19 protein-coding genes and 1 pseudogene are annotated in these 19,001 nt (G+C 59.6%); 15 read left to right on the plus strand and 5 right to left on the minus strand.

What is annotated here, in order from left to right; translation table 11 throughout:
- Positions 1-23: 23 nt before the first annotated feature.
- Positions 24-446 (minus strand): hypothetical protein, encoded by a 423-nt coding sequence (locus tag MUN79_RS27590; protein WP_244675660.1) that lies wholly within the window; start codon positions 444-446, stop codon positions 24-26.
- Between the two features lie 189 nt (positions 447-635).
- Between MUN79_RS27590 and MUN79_RS27595 the strand changes: the two genes are divergently transcribed.
- The gene (locus MUN79_RS27595; protein ID WP_244675661.1) at positions 636-1,370 is read left to right on the plus strand and encodes a LytR/AlgR family response regulator transcription factor; all 735 of its coding nucleotides are present in this window, start codon (positions 636-638) and stop codon (positions 1,368-1,370) included.
- A 10-nt stretch (positions 1,371-1,380) separates the two neighbouring features.
- Here the strand turns inward: MUN79_RS27595 and MUN79_RS27600 are convergent, their stop codons facing one another.
- Together MUN79_RS27600 and MUN79_RS27605 are read right to left on the minus strand one after the other, a co-directional pair.
- Positions 1,381-2,346: a response regulator gene (locus MUN79_RS27600; protein WP_311136803.1), complete on the minus strand. Its 966-nt coding sequence runs from the start codon at positions 2,344-2,346 to the stop codon at positions 1,381-1,383.
- The gene (locus MUN79_RS27605) at positions 2,268-4,448 is read right to left on the minus strand and encodes a PAS domain-containing protein (RefSeq protein ID WP_244675662.1); all 2,181 of its coding nucleotides are present in this window, start codon (positions 4,446-4,448) and stop codon (positions 2,268-2,270) included. Before MUN79_RS27605 ends, MUN79_RS27600 begins: the two co-directional genes overlap by 79 nt.
- Positions 4,449-4,760: 312 nt before the next feature.
- Here MUN79_RS27605 and MUN79_RS27610 point away from each other — a divergent pair, with 312 nt between their 5' ends.
- From MUN79_RS27610 to MUN79_RS31555, 7 genes and pseudogenes are all read left to right on the plus strand, one after another.
- Positions 4,761-5,345, plus strand: a complete 585-nt coding sequence (locus tag MUN79_RS27610; protein ID WP_244675663.1) for an urease accessory protein — start codon at positions 4,761-4,763, stop codon at positions 5,343-5,345.
- Positions 5,346-5,432: 87 nt separating this feature from the next.
- The gene (locus tag MUN79_RS27615; protein WP_244675664.1) at positions 5,433-6,188 is read left to right on the plus strand and encodes an urease subunit beta; all 756 of its coding nucleotides are present in this window, start codon (positions 5,433-5,435) and stop codon (positions 6,186-6,188) included.
- 9 nt (positions 6,189-6,197) lie between these two features.
- Entirely contained in the window at positions 6,198-6,572 is a 375-nt protein-coding gene (locus MUN79_RS27620) for a DMP12 family DNA mimic protein (protein ID WP_244675665.1), read from the plus strand.
- A gap of 121 nt (positions 6,573-6,693) precedes the next feature.
- A pseudogene (gene ureC / locus MUN79_RS27625) lies at positions 6,694-8,312 on the plus strand (urease subunit alpha).
- A gap of 64 nt (positions 8,313-8,376) precedes the next feature.
- Positions 8,377-9,048: an urease accessory protein UreF gene (locus tag MUN79_RS27630; protein ID WP_244675666.1), complete on the plus strand. Its 672-nt coding sequence runs from the start codon at positions 8,377-8,379 to the stop codon at positions 9,046-9,048.
- A gap of 182 nt (positions 9,049-9,230) precedes the next feature.
- Positions 9,231-9,794 (plus strand): GTP-binding protein, encoded by a 564-nt coding sequence (locus MUN79_RS27635; RefSeq protein ID WP_311136620.1) that lies wholly within the window; start codon positions 9,231-9,233, stop codon positions 9,792-9,794.
- A gap of 37 nt (positions 9,795-9,831) precedes the next feature.
- Complete coding sequence (locus MUN79_RS31555) at positions 9,832-9,981, plus strand: hypothetical protein (protein ID WP_311136621.1); 150 nt, start codon at positions 9,832-9,834, stop codon at positions 9,979-9,981.
- A gap of 278 nt (positions 9,982-10,259) precedes the next feature.
- On the opposite strand, the gene MUN79_RS27640 is transcribed toward MUN79_RS31555, so the two are convergent.
- Both MUN79_RS27640 and MUN79_RS27645 read right to left on the minus strand, forming a co-directional pair.
- Positions 10,260-11,108 carry an urease accessory protein UreD gene (locus MUN79_RS27640; protein ID WP_244675667.1) on the minus strand — a complete coding sequence of 283 codons (849 nt, stop codon included), beginning with the start codon at positions 11,106-11,108 and terminating at the stop codon, positions 10,260-10,262.
- 4 nt (positions 11,109-11,112) lie between these two features.
- A complete protein-coding gene (locus MUN79_RS27645) occupies positions 11,113-12,525 on the minus strand; it encodes a urate hydroxylase PuuD (protein WP_244675668.1) in 1,413 nt (470 codons plus the stop codon).
- A 220-nt stretch (positions 12,526-12,745) separates the two neighbouring features.
- On the opposite strand from MUN79_RS27645, the gene allB reads away from it, so the two are divergent.
- The 7 genes from allB (at position 12,746) to MUN79_RS27675 (ending at position 18,746) form a co-directional block, all read left to right on the plus strand.
- Positions 12,746-13,690 carry an allantoinase AllB gene (allB, locus tag MUN79_RS27650; protein WP_262922956.1) on the plus strand — a complete coding sequence of 315 codons (945 nt, stop codon included), beginning with the start codon at positions 12,746-12,748 and terminating at the stop codon, positions 13,688-13,690.
- Between the two features lie 68 nt (positions 13,691-13,758).
- Positions 13,759-14,082 carry an amidohydrolase family protein gene (locus MUN79_RS30480; RefSeq protein ID WP_262922957.1) on the plus strand — a complete coding sequence of 108 codons (324 nt, stop codon included), beginning with the start codon at positions 13,759-13,761 and terminating at the stop codon, positions 14,080-14,082.
- A 70-nt stretch (positions 14,083-14,152) separates the two neighbouring features.
- Positions 14,153-15,415 (plus strand): allantoate amidohydrolase, encoded by a 1,263-nt coding sequence (locus tag MUN79_RS27655; RefSeq protein WP_244675669.1) that lies wholly within the window; start codon positions 14,153-14,155, stop codon positions 15,413-15,415.
- Between the two features lie 80 nt (positions 15,416-15,495).
- On the plus strand, positions 15,496-16,161 hold the full coding sequence (gene allE, locus MUN79_RS27660) for a (S)-ureidoglycine aminohydrolase (protein WP_244675670.1): 666 nt from the start codon (positions 15,496-15,498) through the stop codon (positions 16,159-16,161).
- Between the two features lie 140 nt (positions 16,162-16,301).
- Positions 16,302-16,808 (plus strand): 2-oxo-4-hydroxy-4-carboxy-5-ureidoimidazoline decarboxylase, encoded by a 507-nt coding sequence (gene uraD, locus MUN79_RS27665; RefSeq protein ID WP_244675671.1) that lies wholly within the window; start codon positions 16,302-16,304, stop codon positions 16,806-16,808.
- A complete protein-coding gene (uraH, locus tag MUN79_RS27670) occupies positions 16,805-17,146 on the plus strand; it encodes a hydroxyisourate hydrolase (protein WP_244675672.1) in 342 nt (113 codons plus the stop codon). Before uraD ends, uraH begins: the two co-directional genes overlap by 4 nt.
- A gap of 163 nt (positions 17,147-17,309) precedes the next feature.
- Positions 17,310-18,746 (plus strand): DUF6986 family protein, encoded by a 1,437-nt coding sequence (locus MUN79_RS27675; RefSeq protein ID WP_244675673.1) that lies wholly within the window; start codon positions 17,310-17,312, stop codon positions 18,744-18,746.
- Positions 18,747-19,001: the final 255 nt, after the last annotated feature.

A 19,001-nucleotide genomic window follows, 5' to 3' on the forward strand; every position in this document is an offset into this window, starting at 1 on the left:
AGCCGCCAACCGTCTTACGTCACTTATCTATGGGCAAGGTGGCCATTGAGTTGTAGTACCTGGCCAGACTGCCGCGCCTGCAAGAGGTGAAACGTGTTGTATTGATCGGGCGTCAGAATACGCAGCATGGCCGCGTCGTATTGCTGCAAAACCTGCTCGGTGGTAAAAGATGGAGCCTTCGCTGGATTGGCAGCTTCGGCGGCTTCCTCAAGCTGAGTGAGTTGCTGCAATTCCTGAGTGGTAGCCTGCTTTACCGCCGTGGCCTGACTCATACTCAGCCGCAGGGCCGAGGTGTAGTAGCAGGAAAGCTGCAGGGCCCGGACCCGGTAGCTCTGGTCAGCCGTAGGGCTAGGCTTGCCCGATGCGAATGGAGTGGCAGCGTGGGCCGATGTGGAGCTAAATGCAGCGAAGGTAAATCCAATCAACAGGTGCAGTACGTTTTTCATCGGGCAGCAAAAACAGGTTAGCGAGAAGTGTTTGTGAAACTGAACGACGCAAACGTAGATTGTACCTTATCTTGACGCTGGCCTTTTAGCTCAACATTACCTTTGGCTTTCCGAACGGACTGGCTGCCTATGCCAACGACTGAATTGCCGCTACCCCGCCCTTTTGCACCTCCCTTTTTTACGCTCTTCATGCCTACTTCCCCTGCTCGTCTGCGCTGCCTGGTTATCGACGATAACGAAATTAATCGTCTTACGCTCGAGCATTTCGTGGAAATGACGGACTCCCTGGAACTGGTAGCCTCCCTCCCCGATGCGGTGCAGGCCTTGAACCTGCTGCGCAGCGGCACGCCCATCGACCTGCTGTTTCTGGATATTGAAATGCCCCACCTCAGCGGCCTGGACCTGGTGCGCGCCCTGCCCGAACCCCAGCCCGAGGTAATCCTGGTCACTACCCACGCCGATTTTGCCGTCGCCGCCTTCGAGCTGGCCGTCGCCGACTATATGGTCAAGCCCGTAGACTTTGCCCGCTTCAGCAAAGCAGTGGCCCGGGTGCTGGCCCAGCGCGCAGCCATGCCGGCCCCGACCCTGCCCGAAGGCAGCTCAGCCACCAACAACTCGGAGCTTTTCGTTAAGGTTAACAACAAGCTCGTTAAGCTCGACTTCAATGAGGTGCTGTACATCGAGGCCATGTCTACCTACTCGGTGTTCGTGACGGCCAAGCACAAGCACATCGTATACATCACGCTCAAGGCCTTGGAAGAGCGGCTACCATTCAGCCATTTCGTGCGCGTGCACCGCTCCTTCATCGTCAATACCAAGCGCATTGAGGCCGTCGAAGACAACCAGCTCCTGCTCGGCGACCATGAAATTCCGGTGGGCAAATCCTACCAGGAAGAGTTTTTCCGCAAGCTGCGCAGTCTTTAAGTAGTAGCCGTTACGCGCCTTCTGAGCTGAGCTCGGTGGGTAGCTCCTGCACCACCCGGTCGAGGCGGGTGGTCAGGTGACCAACGGCGGCCAGGCGGGTTTCGGAGGCGCCGATACCGTGACGGGCCTGCTCCAGCTGCTTTACGGCTTCATCCACCCCCTCCACGCCCAGCTGCACCAGGTTGGGCTTGATGTGGTGCACCAGCTCTGCTACCCGCACCCAGTTTCCGTCGCCGGCCGCCAGGCGCAGGTCCTGCACGGTTTCGGGAATATTGCGCAAAAAGGAGCGAATAATCTTGTCGACAAAGGCCTGCTTGCCGCGGGCCAGCTCCCGCAGACTGGTCAAGTCGTAGCTGCGGGTGTGCTGGGCCGCCGAGGCTACCAGGTTGACCAGCTTCTGATACAGTGCGTCTTCCTCGAAAGGCTTGGCCAGGCAGTCGTTCATGCCGGCGGCCAGGTACAACTCGTTGTCAGCCCGGAAGGCATTAGCCGTTAGAGCCAGAATCGGAACCTGGGCGCGCTGCGAGTCGGGATGCTGCCGGATGCGGGCCGTGGCCTCCAGACCATTCATGTTGGGCATCTGAATGTCCATCAGAATCACGTCGTAGGCGTTGGCAGCGTGCATTTCTACGGCGATTAAGCCGTCGGGGGCCTCATCCACCTGCACCTGCCATTCTTCCAGCATGAGGCGGGCCACGTCGCGGTTAATTTCATTGTCTTCGGCCAGCAGAATCCGGCGACCGATCAACGAGCCGTTATCCAGTACGTCCTCGGTTTTGGCCCGGGGCGCTTCGGCCTTGGGCAGAGTGAGCGTAAAGGAGAAGGTGCTGCCGCGCCCAACTTCACTTTCCACCTTGAGCACGCCGCCCAGCTTTTCGACCAGCACCCGACTGATGCTCAGGCCCAGTCCCGTGCCGCCAAAGCGGCGGGTCGTATCGGCGTAGGCCTGGGTAAAGCCTTCGAAAATCCGGTCAATTTTGTCGGGGCAATGCCAATGCCGGTATCCGTGACCCGAAACTCAGTGGTCAGGTGGGTTTCGGTTTCGCCCACGTAGTAGCCGCCCACCGTGATGGTGCCGCGCTCAGTGAACTTCACGGCGTTGGACACGAGGTTGATCAGAATCTGGTTGAGGCGGAACGGGTCGCCGACCACCCAGGAGTTGGGGCAGCTTTCCCGCAGCGGGGTGCCCTTAAACTCAAGGCCTTTTTCAATGGCCAGCAGCGCCAGCGGCTCCACGGCCTGCCCCATTGAGTCGCAGAGGTTGAAGGCGGTTTGCTCAAACTCCAGCTTGCCCGAGGTAATCTTGGCCATGTCGAGCACGTCGTTCAGGATGCCCAGCAAGTGCTGCCCGGAGGAGCGAATCACCTTCAGCAGTTCCTGCTGCCGCTCGTTGAGGTTGGTTTTGGCCAGCTGCCCGGCCATGCCCAGCACTCCGTTGAGGGGCGTGCGAATCTCGTGGCTCATGTTGGCCAGGAAGTTTTCCCGGGCTTTGGCGGCAGCTTCGGCAGCTTCGGTGGCCGCTTTCAGGTCAGTAATGTCGGTGCTGACGCCCAGCACTTCCACAGTGCCATCGGGCCGGCGTAGGGGGCGCTTGGTCGTCTGGAACCACAGGGTTTCGCCGGTAGGCAGCGTGTAAGGGTCTTCCTTTTTGATTTCTTCCCCGGTAGCCAGCACGTGGGCATCGGCGGCGGTGTACTCTTGCTCTTCCCGGGCCACAATGCTGCCGGGTTCCTGGGCCGCCTTGGCCCGATAGGGCCGAAACTCTTGGAGTTGGCGCATGGCGTGGTTGCGAAATACCAGGTTGCCGGCCGCGTCGCGCACGTAAATCAGGCTGGGAATGGTGTCCAGCACCTGCTGGGTGAATTTCTGCTCGTCGAGGAGCTGCTGCTGGGCCTTTACCCGGTCGGTAATATCGAGCCCGTAGCCAAGCATAAACTGCAGGGTGCCGTCGGGACCGGCAATGGCCTTGAAGTGGCGCTGGTGGCAGCGCATGCCGTCGGGATAGGGCGTAATATCGTCCCAGATGATGAGCTGATCGTCTTGCTGGGCCAGCTCAAACATGCTGTGGCGCTGCTCGGCCAGTGTCAGCGGGTAGTTGTAGCGCTGGCAAAACTCGGTGATGGTGTGACCCGGCAACCAGGCCCGGGCCTCAGCGTCGGGCACGGCGTAGGGATTGGCGTAGAGGTAGCGCTGCTGGGCATCGAGCATCACGACCTCTACCGGCAGCTCATCCAGAATCGTTTCGTAGAACTGGCGCTGCTTGGCCATCTGCAGCTCTACCTCACGCTGCTCGGTAATTTCCTGCAGGTAGAGGTTGGTGTATTCTTCCGCCACGAAGGGCATAACCTTAACCCGGAACAGCCGCGGGCCGAAGGCCACTTCCAGGGTTTGGGACGTATCCGTGGCCAGGGCCTGAGCGGCAGCGGCCAGCAAGGATTGCCATACCTGAGTCCGGCTCTCGGCGTCAAGATTGTCACGTAGGTGGCGCAGGGCTGCATTAGCAAACAACAGCTCCCCATCCTTCTGGAAACGTAGCACCGGGTTGGGGTTCTGCTCCGGAATACGCGACATGGCCTGCAGCTCGGCCGCGGCCTGGTGTTGGCTGGTCACGTCGCGGTAGCGCAGCAGCACGTTGGTCGAGCCTACTTCCAGGGCCTGCAAGGGCACCACGTCGCAGTCCAGAATCCGGCCGTTGGTCAGCAGCACCTGCTTGCCGTAGGCGGGCTGCCCGCTCTGCGCCACGGCCTCAAACTCGTGAACCAGCTGTTGGGTCTGGTCGCAGCACAAGGTGATTTCGGCACTGAGCTCGGCCACCGACCGTTGCAGCCACTGACTGGCCGGGTGCGGAACACCGAAAAACTGGCAGAAAGGCTCATTCAGCAATAACACCCGGCCTTCCGAATTCAGCAGCACCACTCCTTCCGTGAGGTAGTTGGCATAATACGCCATGCGCTCATCGGCGACCTGCTTGGCCTGGTGAGCCTGGTGCAGCGCCTGTTCAAGCTGCGCGATACGCGCCTGGGCCTGGGCAAAATCGGCGAGGGAAGGAGTAGCTGCGGAAGAGGTTAATTCAGACATACTAAGGCACTACGATATCGGGCAACTATGCAAGAAATAGAGAATGCCGGAAGCACAGGAATTTTTTGGCCGAATGGGTTCCAGCACCACGCCAACCGTGGCCCCGACTGGTTGAACACTTGCGGAGAAAAAAGGAATCCGGCCCGCAGCGTTAACCCTATTCGCAACTGAACCTGCCCGCGGAAGACGAACCGGCCGCGGCTTTTTAAAGGAAAATATGCGGCTCAGCGGGCGCTAAGCCTGACTATCTTCTATATTGAGCGCTCAAGCCTTTGGTATGCGCAGCTCTGCATGGAAGCTTTAGTCCCGATTATGTTTGCTTCAGTGGCCGGCCTGGGGCACGCCTTCGAGCCCGACCACCTGCTGGCGGTGGGCAATATGGTGTCGCGCCGGGACACCACGGCCGAGGCCCTGCGCGACGGTATCTACTGGGGCTTGGGCCACACCACCATGCTGGTACTGGTGGGCTCGGTGGTGCTGCTCAGCCGGGTCACGTTCCTGACTTCCGGCTACTTCGAAGCGGCTGTGGGCGTGCTGCTCATTGCCATGGGCCTGAGCCGGCTGGTAGGCTGGGACAAGCCCATCAACGTGCGCCCGGCCCGCTACCAGCACCGCCTGGCTTACACCGTGGGCCTGCTGCACGGCCTGGCGGGCAGCGGGGCCCTGGTGCTGCTGGTGATGAGCGAAATTCGCCGGCCTTTGCCCGGCATTCTTTATATGCTGGTGTTCGGGCTGGGCTCTATTCTGGGCATGTTCGTGGTGGCCGGCTTGTGCAGCATTCCATTTACCAGGCGCATGAAAGTCAACCGGGTCCTGAAATTCGGCAGCATCCTGCTCTCGTCCGTCCTCTGCGTGGGCTATGGCGCCTGGATGATTTACGTGAATATGAAATGGTGATTGTCCAGTAGTTGAGGAACAACTCCGGGCTTTCCCCAAACCACTCCGCTACAACCACTATTCTCCTTTAGCAATCCTTACCAAGCGATGCACCTGACTCCCAAAGACCTCGACAAACTGGTGCTGCACCAAGCCGGCTTCGTGGCCCAGAAGCGCTACGCCCGGGGCCTGCTGCTGAACTATCCCGAAGCCCTGGCCCTGTTGGCCACCCAGCTGCTGGAGTTTATCCGCGACGGGGAGGCCGTGACCACGCTCATGAACAAGGGCAAGCTGCTGCTGGGCTTGCAGGACGTGATGCCCGGCGTGGCCGACATGATTCACGAGGTGCAGGTGGAAGGCACTTTTCCCGACGGCACTAAGCTGGTCACGGTGCACCATCCCATCTGCCGCGAAACCGGTGACCCGGCCCTGGCCCTCTACGGCTCCGGCCTGACCCGCACGGCCGCCGTAGCCCAGCCCGACAACCTGATCAACGACACGCCCGGCGAGTACCAGCTAACCGAAGGCGAGCTGATTTTGAACGAAAACCGCGACACGGTGGAAGTGGAAGTCGTGAATATGGGCGACCGGCCGGTGCAGGTGGGCTCCCACTACCCCTTCTTCGAAACCAACGCCGCCCTGCAGTTCGACCGGGCCGCGGCCTACGGATTCCGGCTCAATATTCCGGCCGGCACGGCGGTACGCTTCGAGCCCGGGGAGCGGAAGCGCGTGACGCTGGTAGCCCTGGGCGGCGAGCGAATCGTGTATGGCGGCAACGGCTGGATTGATGGGCAGTTGAGTGAGGAAGGGAAGCAGGGCGCTTTGGGTAAAGCGAAGTTAGATGGAGCCCGTTTTCATTCTTAGCGGCTGACAATGAATCTGCGCTTTTTCCTGTGTGTGCCCGATGAAAGTGTAGACGAAGATGAACTGGAATACTCTGACGTTGTCGACTGGGCTCTTTCCCATGCCACGCATCAAAATGTTCTAATTCTGACAGAAGAAGAGGTTTACTTTCTGGACTATCAAACTGCAGTGCTCGATATAATCAACGAGGAAAACGACAGTATGCTTCAGTGGGGCGAGAACGACTGGGTTATCGATGACCAAGCAAAGCTTCGAATACGAAAAAGGCTGCTGGAGTATCAGCAGAAACTTCAAGCCGGGAAGGCCGGAGAATTAGTCACGAAGATCCTACGGCTGCTCACGGTTTCAATTGAAACCCGAAAGCATCTCTACTTCAATTTTTAAGTCACCGCTTCTTACATATTGCCCTTATGTCCCTCCCTATTTCCCGCCGCGCTTACGCCGATATGTACGGCCCACCACCGGCGACAAAGTCCGCCTGGGCGACACTGACTTGCTGATTCAGGTGGAGCAAGACTACACCGTGTATGGCGAGGAATGCAAGTTTGGGGCGGTAAGGTCTTGCGCGACGGTATGGGCCAGGCCGCCGGCATCAGTCAGGACGAAGCTTTGGACTTGGTTATTACCAACGCCCTGGTGCTCGACTACACCGGTATTTACAAGGCCGACATTGGCATCAAGAACGGGCGCATCAGCGGCATCGGCAAGGCTGGCAACCCCCACATTATGCCCGGCGTGACGCCCGGCATGACCGTGGGCGTAACAACTGAAGTCATAGCCGGGGAAGGCCAGATTCTCACCGCCGGCGGCATCGACTGCCACATCCACTTCATCAGCCCCCAGCAGATTCCCGAAGCCCTAGCCTCGGGCCTGACCACCATGATAGGCGGCGGCACGGGCCCGGCGGCCGGCACCACGGCTACGACCTGCACGCCCGGCGCCTTTTACCTGGAAATGATGCTCAAGGCCACCGAGGCGTATCCCTTGAACTTCGGCTTTCTAGGCAAGGGCAACACGTCCAAGCCCGAGGGTTTGCGGGAGCAAGTGGAAGCCGGAGCCCTGGGCTTTAAGCTGCACGAGGACTGGGGCACCACGCCCGCGGCCATCGACCAGTGCCTGACCATCGCCGAGGAGTATGACGTGCAGGTCTGCATCCACACCGATACGCTCAACGAAAGCGGCTTTGTGGAAACCTCCACGGCGGCGTTTAAGGGCCGTACCATTCATTCCTACCACACCGAGGGCGCCGGCGGCGGCCACGCCCCCGACATCATCAAAATCTGCGGGGAGCCCAACGTTATTCCCTCGAGCACCAACCCCACCCGGCCCTTCACGGTGAATACCATCGACGAGCACCTGGACATGCTCATGGTGTGCCACCACCTCGACAAGAACATTCCCGAGGACGTGGCTTTTGCCGAAAGCCGCATCCGAGAGGAAACCATTGCCGCCGAGGACATCCTGCACGACTTGGGCGCCCTGAGCATCATTTCTTCCGACTCCCAGGCCATGGGCCGCGTCGGCGAGGTCATTACCCGCACCTGGCAAACGGCCCACAAGATGAAGCAGCAGCGCGGCGCTTTGCCCGAAGACGCGGCTGGCACTTCCGACAATTTCCGGGCCCGGCGCTACGTGGCCAAGTACACCATCAACCCGGCCCGGGCCCACGGCATTGCCCACGAAATCGGCTCCATCGAGCAAGGTAAGCTGGCCGACCTGGTGCTCTGGAAACCGCAGTTTTTCGGGGTACGGGCCGAAATGATTCTCAAGGGCGGCATCATCGTGCAAAGCCAGATGGGCGACGCCAATGCCTCCATCCCCACGCCCCAGCCCTCCTTTTCCCGGCCTATGTTCGGCTCGTTGGGCGCGGCCATCGGCAAGGCGTCGATGGTATTCGTGTCGGCCGCCTCGGTAGAGAAAGTGCAAAGCACCTACGGCCTGCAAAAGCAAGTGGTAGCGGTGCAAGGCTGCCGCACGGTGACCAAAAAGGATATGGCCCTGAACGACTACCTGCCCAACATCCAGGTCGACCCCGAAACTTACCGCGTGACCGTCGACGGCGTGCACCTGACCTGCGAGCCGGCCCAAAAGCTGCCCCTGGCCCAGCTGTATAGCTTGTTTTAAGTTAGCCCGTCATGTCGATCAACGGGAGACATGACGTTCCAGAGTAGCCTTTTTTCCTCCCTTAATGTCCCAGTTTGCCCGCTTGCTCCACCTCGTTGACTCGTCTATCCCGACGGGCGCGTTTGCCTATTCCTACGGGTTGGAAAGCAGTGTCACATTTGGGCTGATTCAGACCCAAACCCAGCTACGCAACTTCCTTTATTCGCACCTGCAGCAGATTGGGAGCCTGGAATTACCTTTTATGACCTCCTGCTTTGCGTTAGGCCTGAGTCCGGAACTAGAGCCTGTCGTCCAGGAATACGAAGCCCTGCTGCTGGTGCCGGCCCTGCACAAGGCCAGCGTGGTACAGGGCCGCAATTGGCTCAAGCTGCTCGTTTCTTTTTACCCAGAAGCTGAATTGCCCGCCATCAGCCAGTGGTTTGCCAGGCAGCAGGTACCGCCGCACTTCACGCTGGTATTTGCCCTGGGCCTACAGCAAGTCGGCTTTGCCCTCGACCAGGTGCAGACCATGTTTCTGCATATGCTGCTGCGCGACCAGCTCAGCGCCGCCATCCGCCTGGGCTTTCTGGGCCCCATGGAAGGCCACCAGCTTCAGCACGATTTCTACGCCGTTTTCGAGCACATCCTGGCCGCTCAGGCCGGCAAAACCTACCACCACGCCACCCGCTCGGCCTTCGTGCTCGATGCAGCCCAGGTTCTGCACGACGACATTTACTCCAAGCTGTTCCAGAACTGACGTTCGAAATCGGCTGCTTAAGCTGTCATCCTGAGCTTTGCGAAGGACCTTATGGGATACGAACGGCGAGCGGAACAACAACTCATGCTACCGTGATAAGATCCTTCGCAAAGCTCAGGATGACAGACGAAAGAAGAATAAGAACGACAACTCACCACTTCACCATTTCACCATCTCACCCCATGGCCTTTGTCGATAAGCTCGCCCTGCTCCTCCACGGGCACACCCACGAAGCCTACGAGTCGCCGGGCGACTTTGCCCAGCGCGAAACCCGCCGCCTGCCTTCCTACCGCAACTTTCGCCAGCGGGCCTTCACCGTGGGCATCGGCGGACCGGTAGGCACCGGCAAAACTGCCCTGCTCAAAGCCCTGTGCGAACGAATGCGCCACGAGCACGAGCTGGGCGTGGTTACCAACGACATTTTCACCCGCGAAGACGCCGACTTCTTGATTCGAAACAGTGCCCTGAGCGAAGACCGGATTGTGGGCGTCGAAACCGGGGGCTGCCCCCACGCCGCCATCCGGGAGGATATTTCCCTGAACATGGACGCCCTCGAAGGCCTTATGACCCGCTTCGAGAACAAGCTGGAGTTTCTGTTTGTGGAAAGCGGCGGCGACAACCTGGCCGCCCACTTCAGCCGGGAGCTGGTCGACTATTCCATCTACGTCATCGACGTGTCGGGCGGCGACAAAATCCCCGTAAGGGCGGCCCGGCATCACCCAGTCCGATCTGCTCATTATCAATAAAATCGACCTCAAGGACCTGATCAAAGCCGACCTGGGCGTGATGGAGCGCGACTCGCTCAAGATGCGAGGCGAAGGTCCCTTCCTCTTCGCCCGCGCCATCGACGGCCACGGCCTGGACGAGATTATCAACCACATCAAAGCAGCCAAGGCCCGGGCCCTGGCCTCCGTGCGCGAAGACCGTCGGTAATTCCTCTGTGCCTGGAAACAATTGTTTTTGACCACAGAGGAAGTAGTAGGGCTTAAAAACAAATGGTTTCGTGCTCCGGGCGAGTAGCGGAGCACGAAAACAAATGGTTTTGAGCTCCGGGGAGTAGCGGAGCTTACAAATAAATATTTCTAAGCCCCGGGGCAGTTGCGGAGCACAGAAACACTTGTTTTCGCGCTCCGCAACTATAGCAAGCCGGAAAAACAGCAGACGAGCAGATGTCTCACGAGCAGACACGAGTACGTGTCTCTACTCCCAAGCTAATACTTGCGCAACAACGGGTTGTAGCCCAGCACTTCCTCTGAGGCCAGCTCCTGCAAAATCTGCTCACACAAGGGCTGCAACGCCTCCCGACTGTGAGCAGCGGCGCGCAGAATGTAGACGTCATCCTTCGCCCGGCTCACGGCCACTAGGCACGCCTGGCTGCTGATTTGGAAGTGGGGCCCAGTGCTTCCGGGCATCTTCTGCTGCTCCAGGCGGGCGGCCAGGCGCTGGAAAAGCGTGCTTTCCGGGCTGCCAACCAGGTAGAGCGAGAAAAAGGTCTGGTAGCCGGCGAAGTTGGCGGGCGAGGCCGCAATGTGCTGTTCGGGCTCAAAGCTGAGCCGGTCGAGCAGCACCAGCTTTTCATCTCGCCGCACCCGCAGCTCGGAGTGCAGGCTGGTAAAGGCAAACTGCTCGCCCTGGTCCATGCGGCCCGAATGAAACCAGTCGACTAGCAGCAGCGTGGCCGTGGGATGAAGCTGCCACTGCTGTACCTGTCGGTAGCGGCAGGCGGCCTGTAGCACCACCGGGTCGGGAAACACCACGGCCAAAGCATTTTCGGCCACCCGGCCGGTAATGTGCTGCTCGGCCACCGCCCCATCGGTCGACTTAAAAATCTTGGTATTGGCCTGGGTGCTGACAAACAGCCGGGCGCCCTCTTCCACATGGACGCGCAGCCGGATAGCGTCGCCGGCCACCATGCCGCCGCCGTAGCTGCTCAGCACCACGTGGCAGGCCGGGGTCGGCGACTTCGGGTTCAGCAGCTTCAGGGGCTGCAGGTTGTGGCAGGTGATGAGCCGGCTCTGGCCCCGCACCTGCGCTACCTCCACGGTGCTCCAGTCGTTCATGCGGCTACTTGTTCTGGGCGCCCTGCTCAATCCAGCACCGGATAAGGTCGCGCTCCTCCTGGGTCATGTTGGTTTTGTTGTTCTGGGGCATCGTTTTGGTCACTACCACCCGCTGCATAATCTTGTCCTGCAGCCGGATAATATCCTCCGGCGTGTCGTATTTCACCCCGTTCGGCGCCGATTTAAACACCTCATCGGTCGGGTTGGAGGAGTGGCAGCGTACGCAGCGGTTTTGCACAATAGCATTGACCTGGGCTATGCTTACGTTGGGCGTGCAGGCCGCCGCACCACCGGCCGCCGCCTGCTTGGGCGGGGCCGAAACAAAGGCTACGGCCAGCAAAAACACGACAGAGGCGGGCAGAATCCAGACGGTGGCCTGCTTCTTTTCCCGCAGGTTGAGCCAGTGCTTCACGCCCGCCACACCCAGAGAAATGGCGGCCAGAATTAGCCAGGGCTGGGAGTGTCCGAAGGTGCTGGGAAAGTGGTTGCTGACCATCACAAACAGCACCGGCAGGGTGAAGTAGTTGTTGTGCAGGGAGCGGGTCAGGGCGTTTTTGCCGAGCGTAGGGTCCAAAGGCTGCCCCAGCGTGGCGGCTTTCACCATGGCTTTCTGGGCCGGAATGATGGTAAAGAACACGTTGCCCACCATGAGCGTGCCCAGCATGGCCCCGAAGTGAATGTAGGCGGCCCGGGCGCTGAACACCTGGCAGTAGAAGAAGGCAAACCCAACAATGACCAGAAAGCCCAGCAAGGCAAACCACGTCCCCTTCTTCACCAGAGGCGACTTGCAAAGCACATCATATATCAGCCAGGCCACCACAAAGGAACCCACGCCGATGGCTACGCCCGTGAGCGGGGCCACGTCGAGCACCTGCGGGTCGATGAGCATGGAGCCGGCGTTGAAGTAATACACCACAAACAGCAGGCTGAAGCCCGAGAGCCAGGTGAAATAGGCCTCGTACTTAAACCAGTGCAGGTCGCGGGGGATTTCCTTGGGCGCCAGCTTATACTTTTCCAAGTAGTAAAAGCCCCCGCCGTGCACGGCCCAGAGGTTGCCGGCCAGCTCCTCGCGCACGTTGTCGGTGCGGTTCAGGGCGTTTTCCAGGAACACGAAGTAGAACGAGGCCCCAATCCAGGCAATGCCGAAGGTGATGTGCATCAGGCGCACCACAATGTTGAGCCACTCCATCAAATGCCCCTCCCAGGGCGTGCCTTTGATGAGAATGTAAAAGACGGCCAACACGTAAATAACCGTCAGCAGAATAAGAAGATAGGAGAAGCCTTGCATAGTCAGGCCATTTTCCCCTAGCTTACCACCCCTTTTGTCGACTTTGGCGAAGCGTTGCAGCGCGTACGTGGCTCCCAGCAGCAGCACGAGGCCCAGCAGGAAAGCAGAAAAAAGTAAAACTTGAGTCATGCAGTCAAAAAGCAAGACCCTACCGCAGGGCCTTTGGGAGAGTGGGAAAAATAGGATTTTTCAGTCCAACAGGCCGACTTCCGGCAAAGATTCCGCGGTAGCAGCACGCTAGGCAGGTTCTTTGGTCGCAGGGCAAGCAGGTGAATACCCGTGCCGCGAGGGAAAGTCGTGGGAAACTGGCTTGGAAAAGCCTCCAATTTAAAGAGAAAGTACCTTCCGTATGCCAGAGGTAGCCATAAAAAGCCAGCGTGTAGTATTGCCCCAAGGAGAGCAGCCCGCCGTGGTGCTCATCGACAACGGCCGCATTGCCGCTGTTTTGCCCTTCGACGCCCAGGTAAGCTGCCTCGTCGTGGATATGCGGGACCACGCCGTGCTGCCGGGCCTCATCGACCCGCACGTGCACATCAACGAGCCGGGGCGCACCGAGTGGGAAGGCTTCAACACGGCCACCCGCGCCGCGCTGGCCGGCGGCCTTACCACGCTCGTGGACATGCCCCTGAACTCGGCCCCGGTTACGACCTCGGTAGCCAACTTCGAGCGCAAGCTGGCCGCTACCCAGGGGCAGCTGCACACCAACGTGGGTTTCTGGGGCGGCATCGTGCCCGGCAATGCGGCGGAGGTAGAGGGCCTCATTGAGCGCGGCGTGCTGGGCTTCAAAGCCTTCCTGACCCATTCCGGCATCGATGATTTCCCCAACGCCACCGAGGCCGACTTGCGGCAGGTAATGCCCCTTTTGGCCCGGCACAATCTGCCGCTGCTGGTGCACTGCGAGCTAACCACCGACGATGCCGAGTGGAAGCAGCACGACAAACGCTCCTACCAAAACTACCTGGCTTCGCGGCCCAAGCACTGGGAAGACAACGCGGTGGACCTGATGATTCGGCTCTGTGAGGAGTTCCGCTGCCCCGTGCACATCGTCCACCTGTCGTCGGCCGACTCCATTGCGGCCGTGGCCGTGGCCAAGATGAAGGGCCTGCCGCTGACGGTGGAAACCGGGCAGCATTACCTGTTTTTCAACGCCGAGGATATTGCCGACGGACAGACCCAGTTTAAGTGCGCCCCGCCGATTCGGGAAAAGGCCAATAACGACCAGCTCTGGGCCGCCTTGCAGCAGGGCATCATCGACTTCGTGGCCACCGACCACTCCCCGCCCCGCCCGATCTGAAGCAGATTGACTCCGGCGACTTTACCACGGCCTGGGGTGGTATTGCCTCCCTGCAGCTGGCCCTGCCCGTGCTCTGGACGGCGGCTCAAAAACGAGGCGCAAGTTTAAGTGACCTTACTCACTGGCTGAGCACCAACCCGGCTAAGCTCATCGGCCAAAGCCACCGCAAAGGTCAGATTGCCCAAGGCTACGACGCCGACCTGCTGATTCTAAACCCGGAGCAGACGTTTGAAGTCACCGCCGAGCTGCTGCAGCACCGGCACAAAGTGTCGCCCTACGTGGGGCAACGGCTGCGGGGCGTGGTGGAGCAGACGTATCTGGCCGGGCAGCCGGTGTACCAGCGGCCCGAGTTCGTGGCCCTGAACCAGGGTCAGCTGCTGACCAGTCGGTAAACCGAATGCAGAGCCAAACCTAGTTCGGAGTTCTGGCCTCTTCAATCTAATAACCTAACCCACGACCTGAGTGGACGACAATTACACTTCCCGCGCCGAGAAAATCCTGCGCCGCATTGAGGCCCTGGCCGCCATTAGCGAAGAAACCCAGGGCGTGACGCGCACCTTCGGCACCCCGGCTTTTCTGCAGGGCAGCGCCCTGGTCAAGTCCTGGATGGACGCGGCCGGACTCAGCACCCGCGTCGACAGCATCGGCAACGTGCGCGGACGGCTGGTGAGCCGCCATGCCGGCGCCAAAACCTTCGTCCTAGCCTCTCACATCGATACGGTAGTGAATGCCGGTAAGTACGACGGGCCGCTGGGTGTGCTCATGGGCCTGGACTTACTGGAGCAGTTTGTGCTGAGCCAAACCGAGCTGCCTTTCCATATCGAGCTAATTGCCTTCAGTGATGAGGAAGGCGTGCGCTACCACACCACCTACCTCGGCAGCAAAGTAGTGGCCGGCTCTTTCGACCATAGTCTGCTGACCAAAACCGACGCCCACGGCATTTCCCTGGCCCAGGCCATCGAAACCATGGGCGGCAATACCCAGCTGCTGGCCGCCGACGCCCTGCCTGCCGACCAGTGGCTGGGCTATTTCGAAACCCATATTGAGCAGGGCCCCGTGCTCTGGGAAAACAAGATTCCCGTGGCCTTGGTCACCGCCATTGCCGGGCAGCAGCGCGTGGAGCTGACCTGGCAGGGCATGGCCGGGCACGCCGGCACCGTGCCCATGCACATGCGCCAGGACGCCCTGGCCGGGGCCGCCGAATTTGTACTGGCCGCCGAGCAGTTTGGCGTAGCCAATAAAGCCGAGCTGGTAGCCACCGTGGGCAAGCTCGACGTGCGCCACTCGGCCAGCAACGTGATTCCCGGCGAGGTGGTCTGCAGCCTGGACTTGCGCAGCGCCGACGCCGCCCGCCTGGCCACGGCCTACGCCGAGCTAGAGCAAAAAGCCCGCAGCATTGCCCAAAAACGCAACCTGACGCTCCACTGGAACTTGATTCAGTATACGGCCCCGGTGAGCTGCGCCCCGGAAATGAATACCTTGCTCAGCCAGGCCATTACCGAATCGGGCTACGAAACGGTGCGCCTGGTAAGCGGAGCCGGCCACGACGCGGTACCGATTTCGGCCGTTTCGCCGGCTACCATGCTCTTTATCCGCTGCTTTAAGGGCATAAGTCACAACCCGCTGGAAAACGTGGAGCTGTCCGACGTAGCCGCCGCCGTGCAGGTATCCGAGCGGTTTTTGCAGCTTCTCTTCTCCCATTACCAATCCACCCTTCCGAACTAGATGGAAATTTCTGCCCTGACCCGCTCCGTGGTAAAGCACAACCACGCCATTATTGCCCCGACGGCTACATCAATAGCAACGTGCCTGGCTGGACCAACTGCACCGTCAACGTCATCATCAACGAGCAGATGGGCGCCCGGCTGGCCCAAACCCTCATTACCCTGCGCGAAGGCGGCGAGCTGAAAGGCCAGACCCAGGCCGCCCAGATTTTCTTCTACGTAGTGGAAGGCCAACTCCAGGCCACCATCGACGGGCAGGAAAAAACCCTGGCAGCGGGCCAGTATGTGTACGTGCCCATCGAGAAGACCTACCTGTTCCAAAACCCCACCGAAGGCACCCAGGTGCTGACGTTTCACAAGGTGTACGAACCCCTGGAAGGCTACACCGTGCCCGACGTGCTGTTTGGGGAGCGGGATATTGCTAAGGCGCCCATCTACATGAACAATGACGCGCTGCGCATTCAGGAGCTGCTACCCAATGAGCTGAGCTTCGACATGGCCGTCAACATCTTTACCTACGACATGGGCGGACACCTGCCCATGGTCGAAACCCACATCATGGAGCACGGCCTGATGTACCTCGAAGGCCAGGCCATTTATGTGCTCGACCAGCAGTGGTACCCGGTCAAGAAAGGCGACTCTATCTGGATGGCACCCTACTGCCAGCAGTGGGCTACTACCCTGGGCAAGGAGCCGTCGGTGTACATCTATTACAAGAACGTGAACCGCTTCCCGACGGTGCTGTAGGCATCCACTTCTCTACTGTTGTCATCCTGAGCCTGCGAAGGACCTTACGCCAGTTGAGCGACGCGTGCTAGCGTGATAAGGACCTTCGCAGGGCTCAGGATGACAACCGTTTTTCAGCGTTTTGTTTGCCCAAACACCCCATGACTCTTTCCGAACTCAATTCCCTCCCTGCTCCCTCCCGGGCCGAGGCCCTGGCCAAGTGCTGCGGCGCCACGGCCTGGGTAGCGCAGCTGAACGCCGCTTTACCTGTGCCCGACGCTGACACACTTTTTCAGCAGGCCAAAACCATCTGGTACGACCTCTCGGAAGCCGACTGGCGCGAGGCTTTCACCCACCACCCCAAAATCGGGGACGTCAACTCGCTCAAGGAAAAGTTTGCCAGCACCAGCCAGTGGGCCGCGGGTGAGCAAGGCGCCGTCAAGCAGGCTTCCCAGGACACACTGAAAGCCTTGGCCGCTGGCAACGACGCCTACGAGCAGAAGTTTGGCTACATCTTTATCGTGTGCGCCACGGGCAAGTCGGCCGACGAAATGCTGGCTTTGCTGCAGGCCCGGCTGCCCAATTCGCCCGCGGAAGAAATTCACGTAGCCATGGCTGAGCAGGATAAAATCACCCGGATTCGCCTCGAAAAACTCTTAGCCGCATGAGTCAGATTACGACCCACATTTTGGATACCACCCTGGGCCGCCCGGCGCAGGGCGTCACCATTGCCCTTTCCGGCTTGCTGGAAAATGACTCCTGGCAGGAGCTGGCCCGGGGCCGCACCAACCCGGACGGACGCATCCCCGACCTGCTGCCCAAAGATCAGCAGCTGCGGCTGGGCACCTACAAAATGAAGTTTTTCACCCAGGACTACTTCCAGCAGCAGGGCACCACGGTGTTCTACCCCTTCGTCGAAATCGTCTTCAACGTGCTGGCCGCCGAGCACTACCACATTCCCCTGCTCCTCAACCCCTTCGGCTACAGCACCTACCGCGGCAGCTGAGGCTACATATACAGTCGTTGATCATTTCGAACACAGTGAGATATCTCGCGTGGCGTCGTTTGATTAGTACTCAACCGTCAGCACGCGAGATTCCTCGGCTGCGCTCGGAATGACGAACAAAATACCTTTCCGACTTCCCAGAATTCCCGCCTTTTTCTCCCATATGAAACTCAGCTTACAAGACACCGACAAAAGCCAGCTGCTGGACCAGCTCGGCGTGGCAAACCGCCATTTTCAGCAGACTTATCCTGGCGACAAGCCTGACCGCCAGCCGGTACACACCGTGTACGGTGGCGCCAACCTGTTTAAGTCCGATACCTGCGTGCGCATGGGCGAAATTGCCCTGAACAACCTGCGCACCTATGCCCCCAACTTCACCGAGCTGGCCCGCGTGCTCCAGCTCAAGGGCCACGAGCACCTGCCCAGCCTGGAAAAAGACATTCATGCCCTGACCGAGCGCCTCGACGCCATGAGTGAGGCCGAGCGGAAGCAGGAACACGCCTGGCTGGCCTATTCGGTGTATAACAAGATCATCAAGAAGCTGCAGCGCGAAGCCGTGGAAGATTTCCGGGTCGACTTCGAAGACGGCTTCGGCAACCGGCCCGACGCGGAAGAAGACGAAACGGCCGTGCGCGCCGCCCAGGAAGTAGCCAAAGGCATGCAGAACGGCACCTTGTCGCCCTTTATTGGTATCCGCATCAAGCCCTTCACCGAGGACCTCAAGGCCCGGGGCGTCCGTACGCTCGATATCTTCCTGACCACCCTGCTCGAAGCTACCGGCGGCAAGCTGCCCGACAACTTCGTGGTGATGCTGCCCAAGGTGACCATTCCCGAGCAGATGACCACAATGGTGCGTCTGTTTGAGCTGATTGAGCAAGCCAACAACCTGGCGCCCGGTACGCTGAAGATGGAAACTATGGTGGAGGCCACCCAAATCATCATGGATGAGGAAGGCCGCAACCCGCTTATGCGCATCATCCGGGCCAGTGAGGGCCGCTGCGTGGCGGCTCACTTCGGCACCTACGACTACACGGCCTCGGCCGGCATTACGGCCAAGTACCAGACCATGGCCCACCCCGTCTGCGACTTTGCCCACCATATGACCAAGGTGGCCCTGGGCGGCACCGGCATCTTCCTCTCCGACGGGGCTACCAACGTGATGCCCATCGGCCCCCACCGCGGCGACAACCTCTCATTTGAGCAGCTCAAGGAAAACCGCGACTCGGTGCACAACGCCTGGCGGCAGGGCTTCCACCACACCACCCACTCGCTCGTCAACGGCCTCTACCAGGGCTGGGACCTGAACCCGGCCCAGCTGCCGATGCGCTACGCGGCCACCTACAACTTCTTTTTGAGCTCCTACGACGACGCGCTGAACCGCCTGAAAACCTTCGTGGAGCGGGCCGCCATTTCCACGCTCACCGGCGACATCTTCGACGACGCCGCCACGGGTCAGGGCCTGCTCAACTTCTTCCTCAAGGCCATGAACTGCGGCGCCATCACCGAAGAGGAAGTGCTGGCCACCGGCCTCACCCTGGACGAAATCCATACCCGCTCCTTCTTCCGCATTCTGGAAGGCCGCCGCAAGCAGAAGGCGTAGCCCGTAACGTCACCTAGATATCAGCACCCTGCAGGCCACTACTCAATGGCTTGCAGGGTGCTTTTGTGTATGGCTAACTCTGCAATAATTAGGCTCTGTCCGTAAATTAAAATAATATTAAGAAGCCTTAAACAAGATCAAAATACTTTTAGATGACATGTAGTAATTACTGCTTAAAAACACTGATTAGAAGTCTTTAATTTAAAATTAAAACGTTTTCATACAGGAATATAAAAACAAAATATTTCGCCTTTC

Origin of the sequence: Hymenobacter cellulosilyticus (assembly GCF_022919215.1) — a bacterium.
GTDB classification, from domain to species: Bacteria; Bacteroidota; Bacteroidia; order Cytophagales; family Hymenobacteraceae; genus Hymenobacter; species Hymenobacter cellulosilyticus.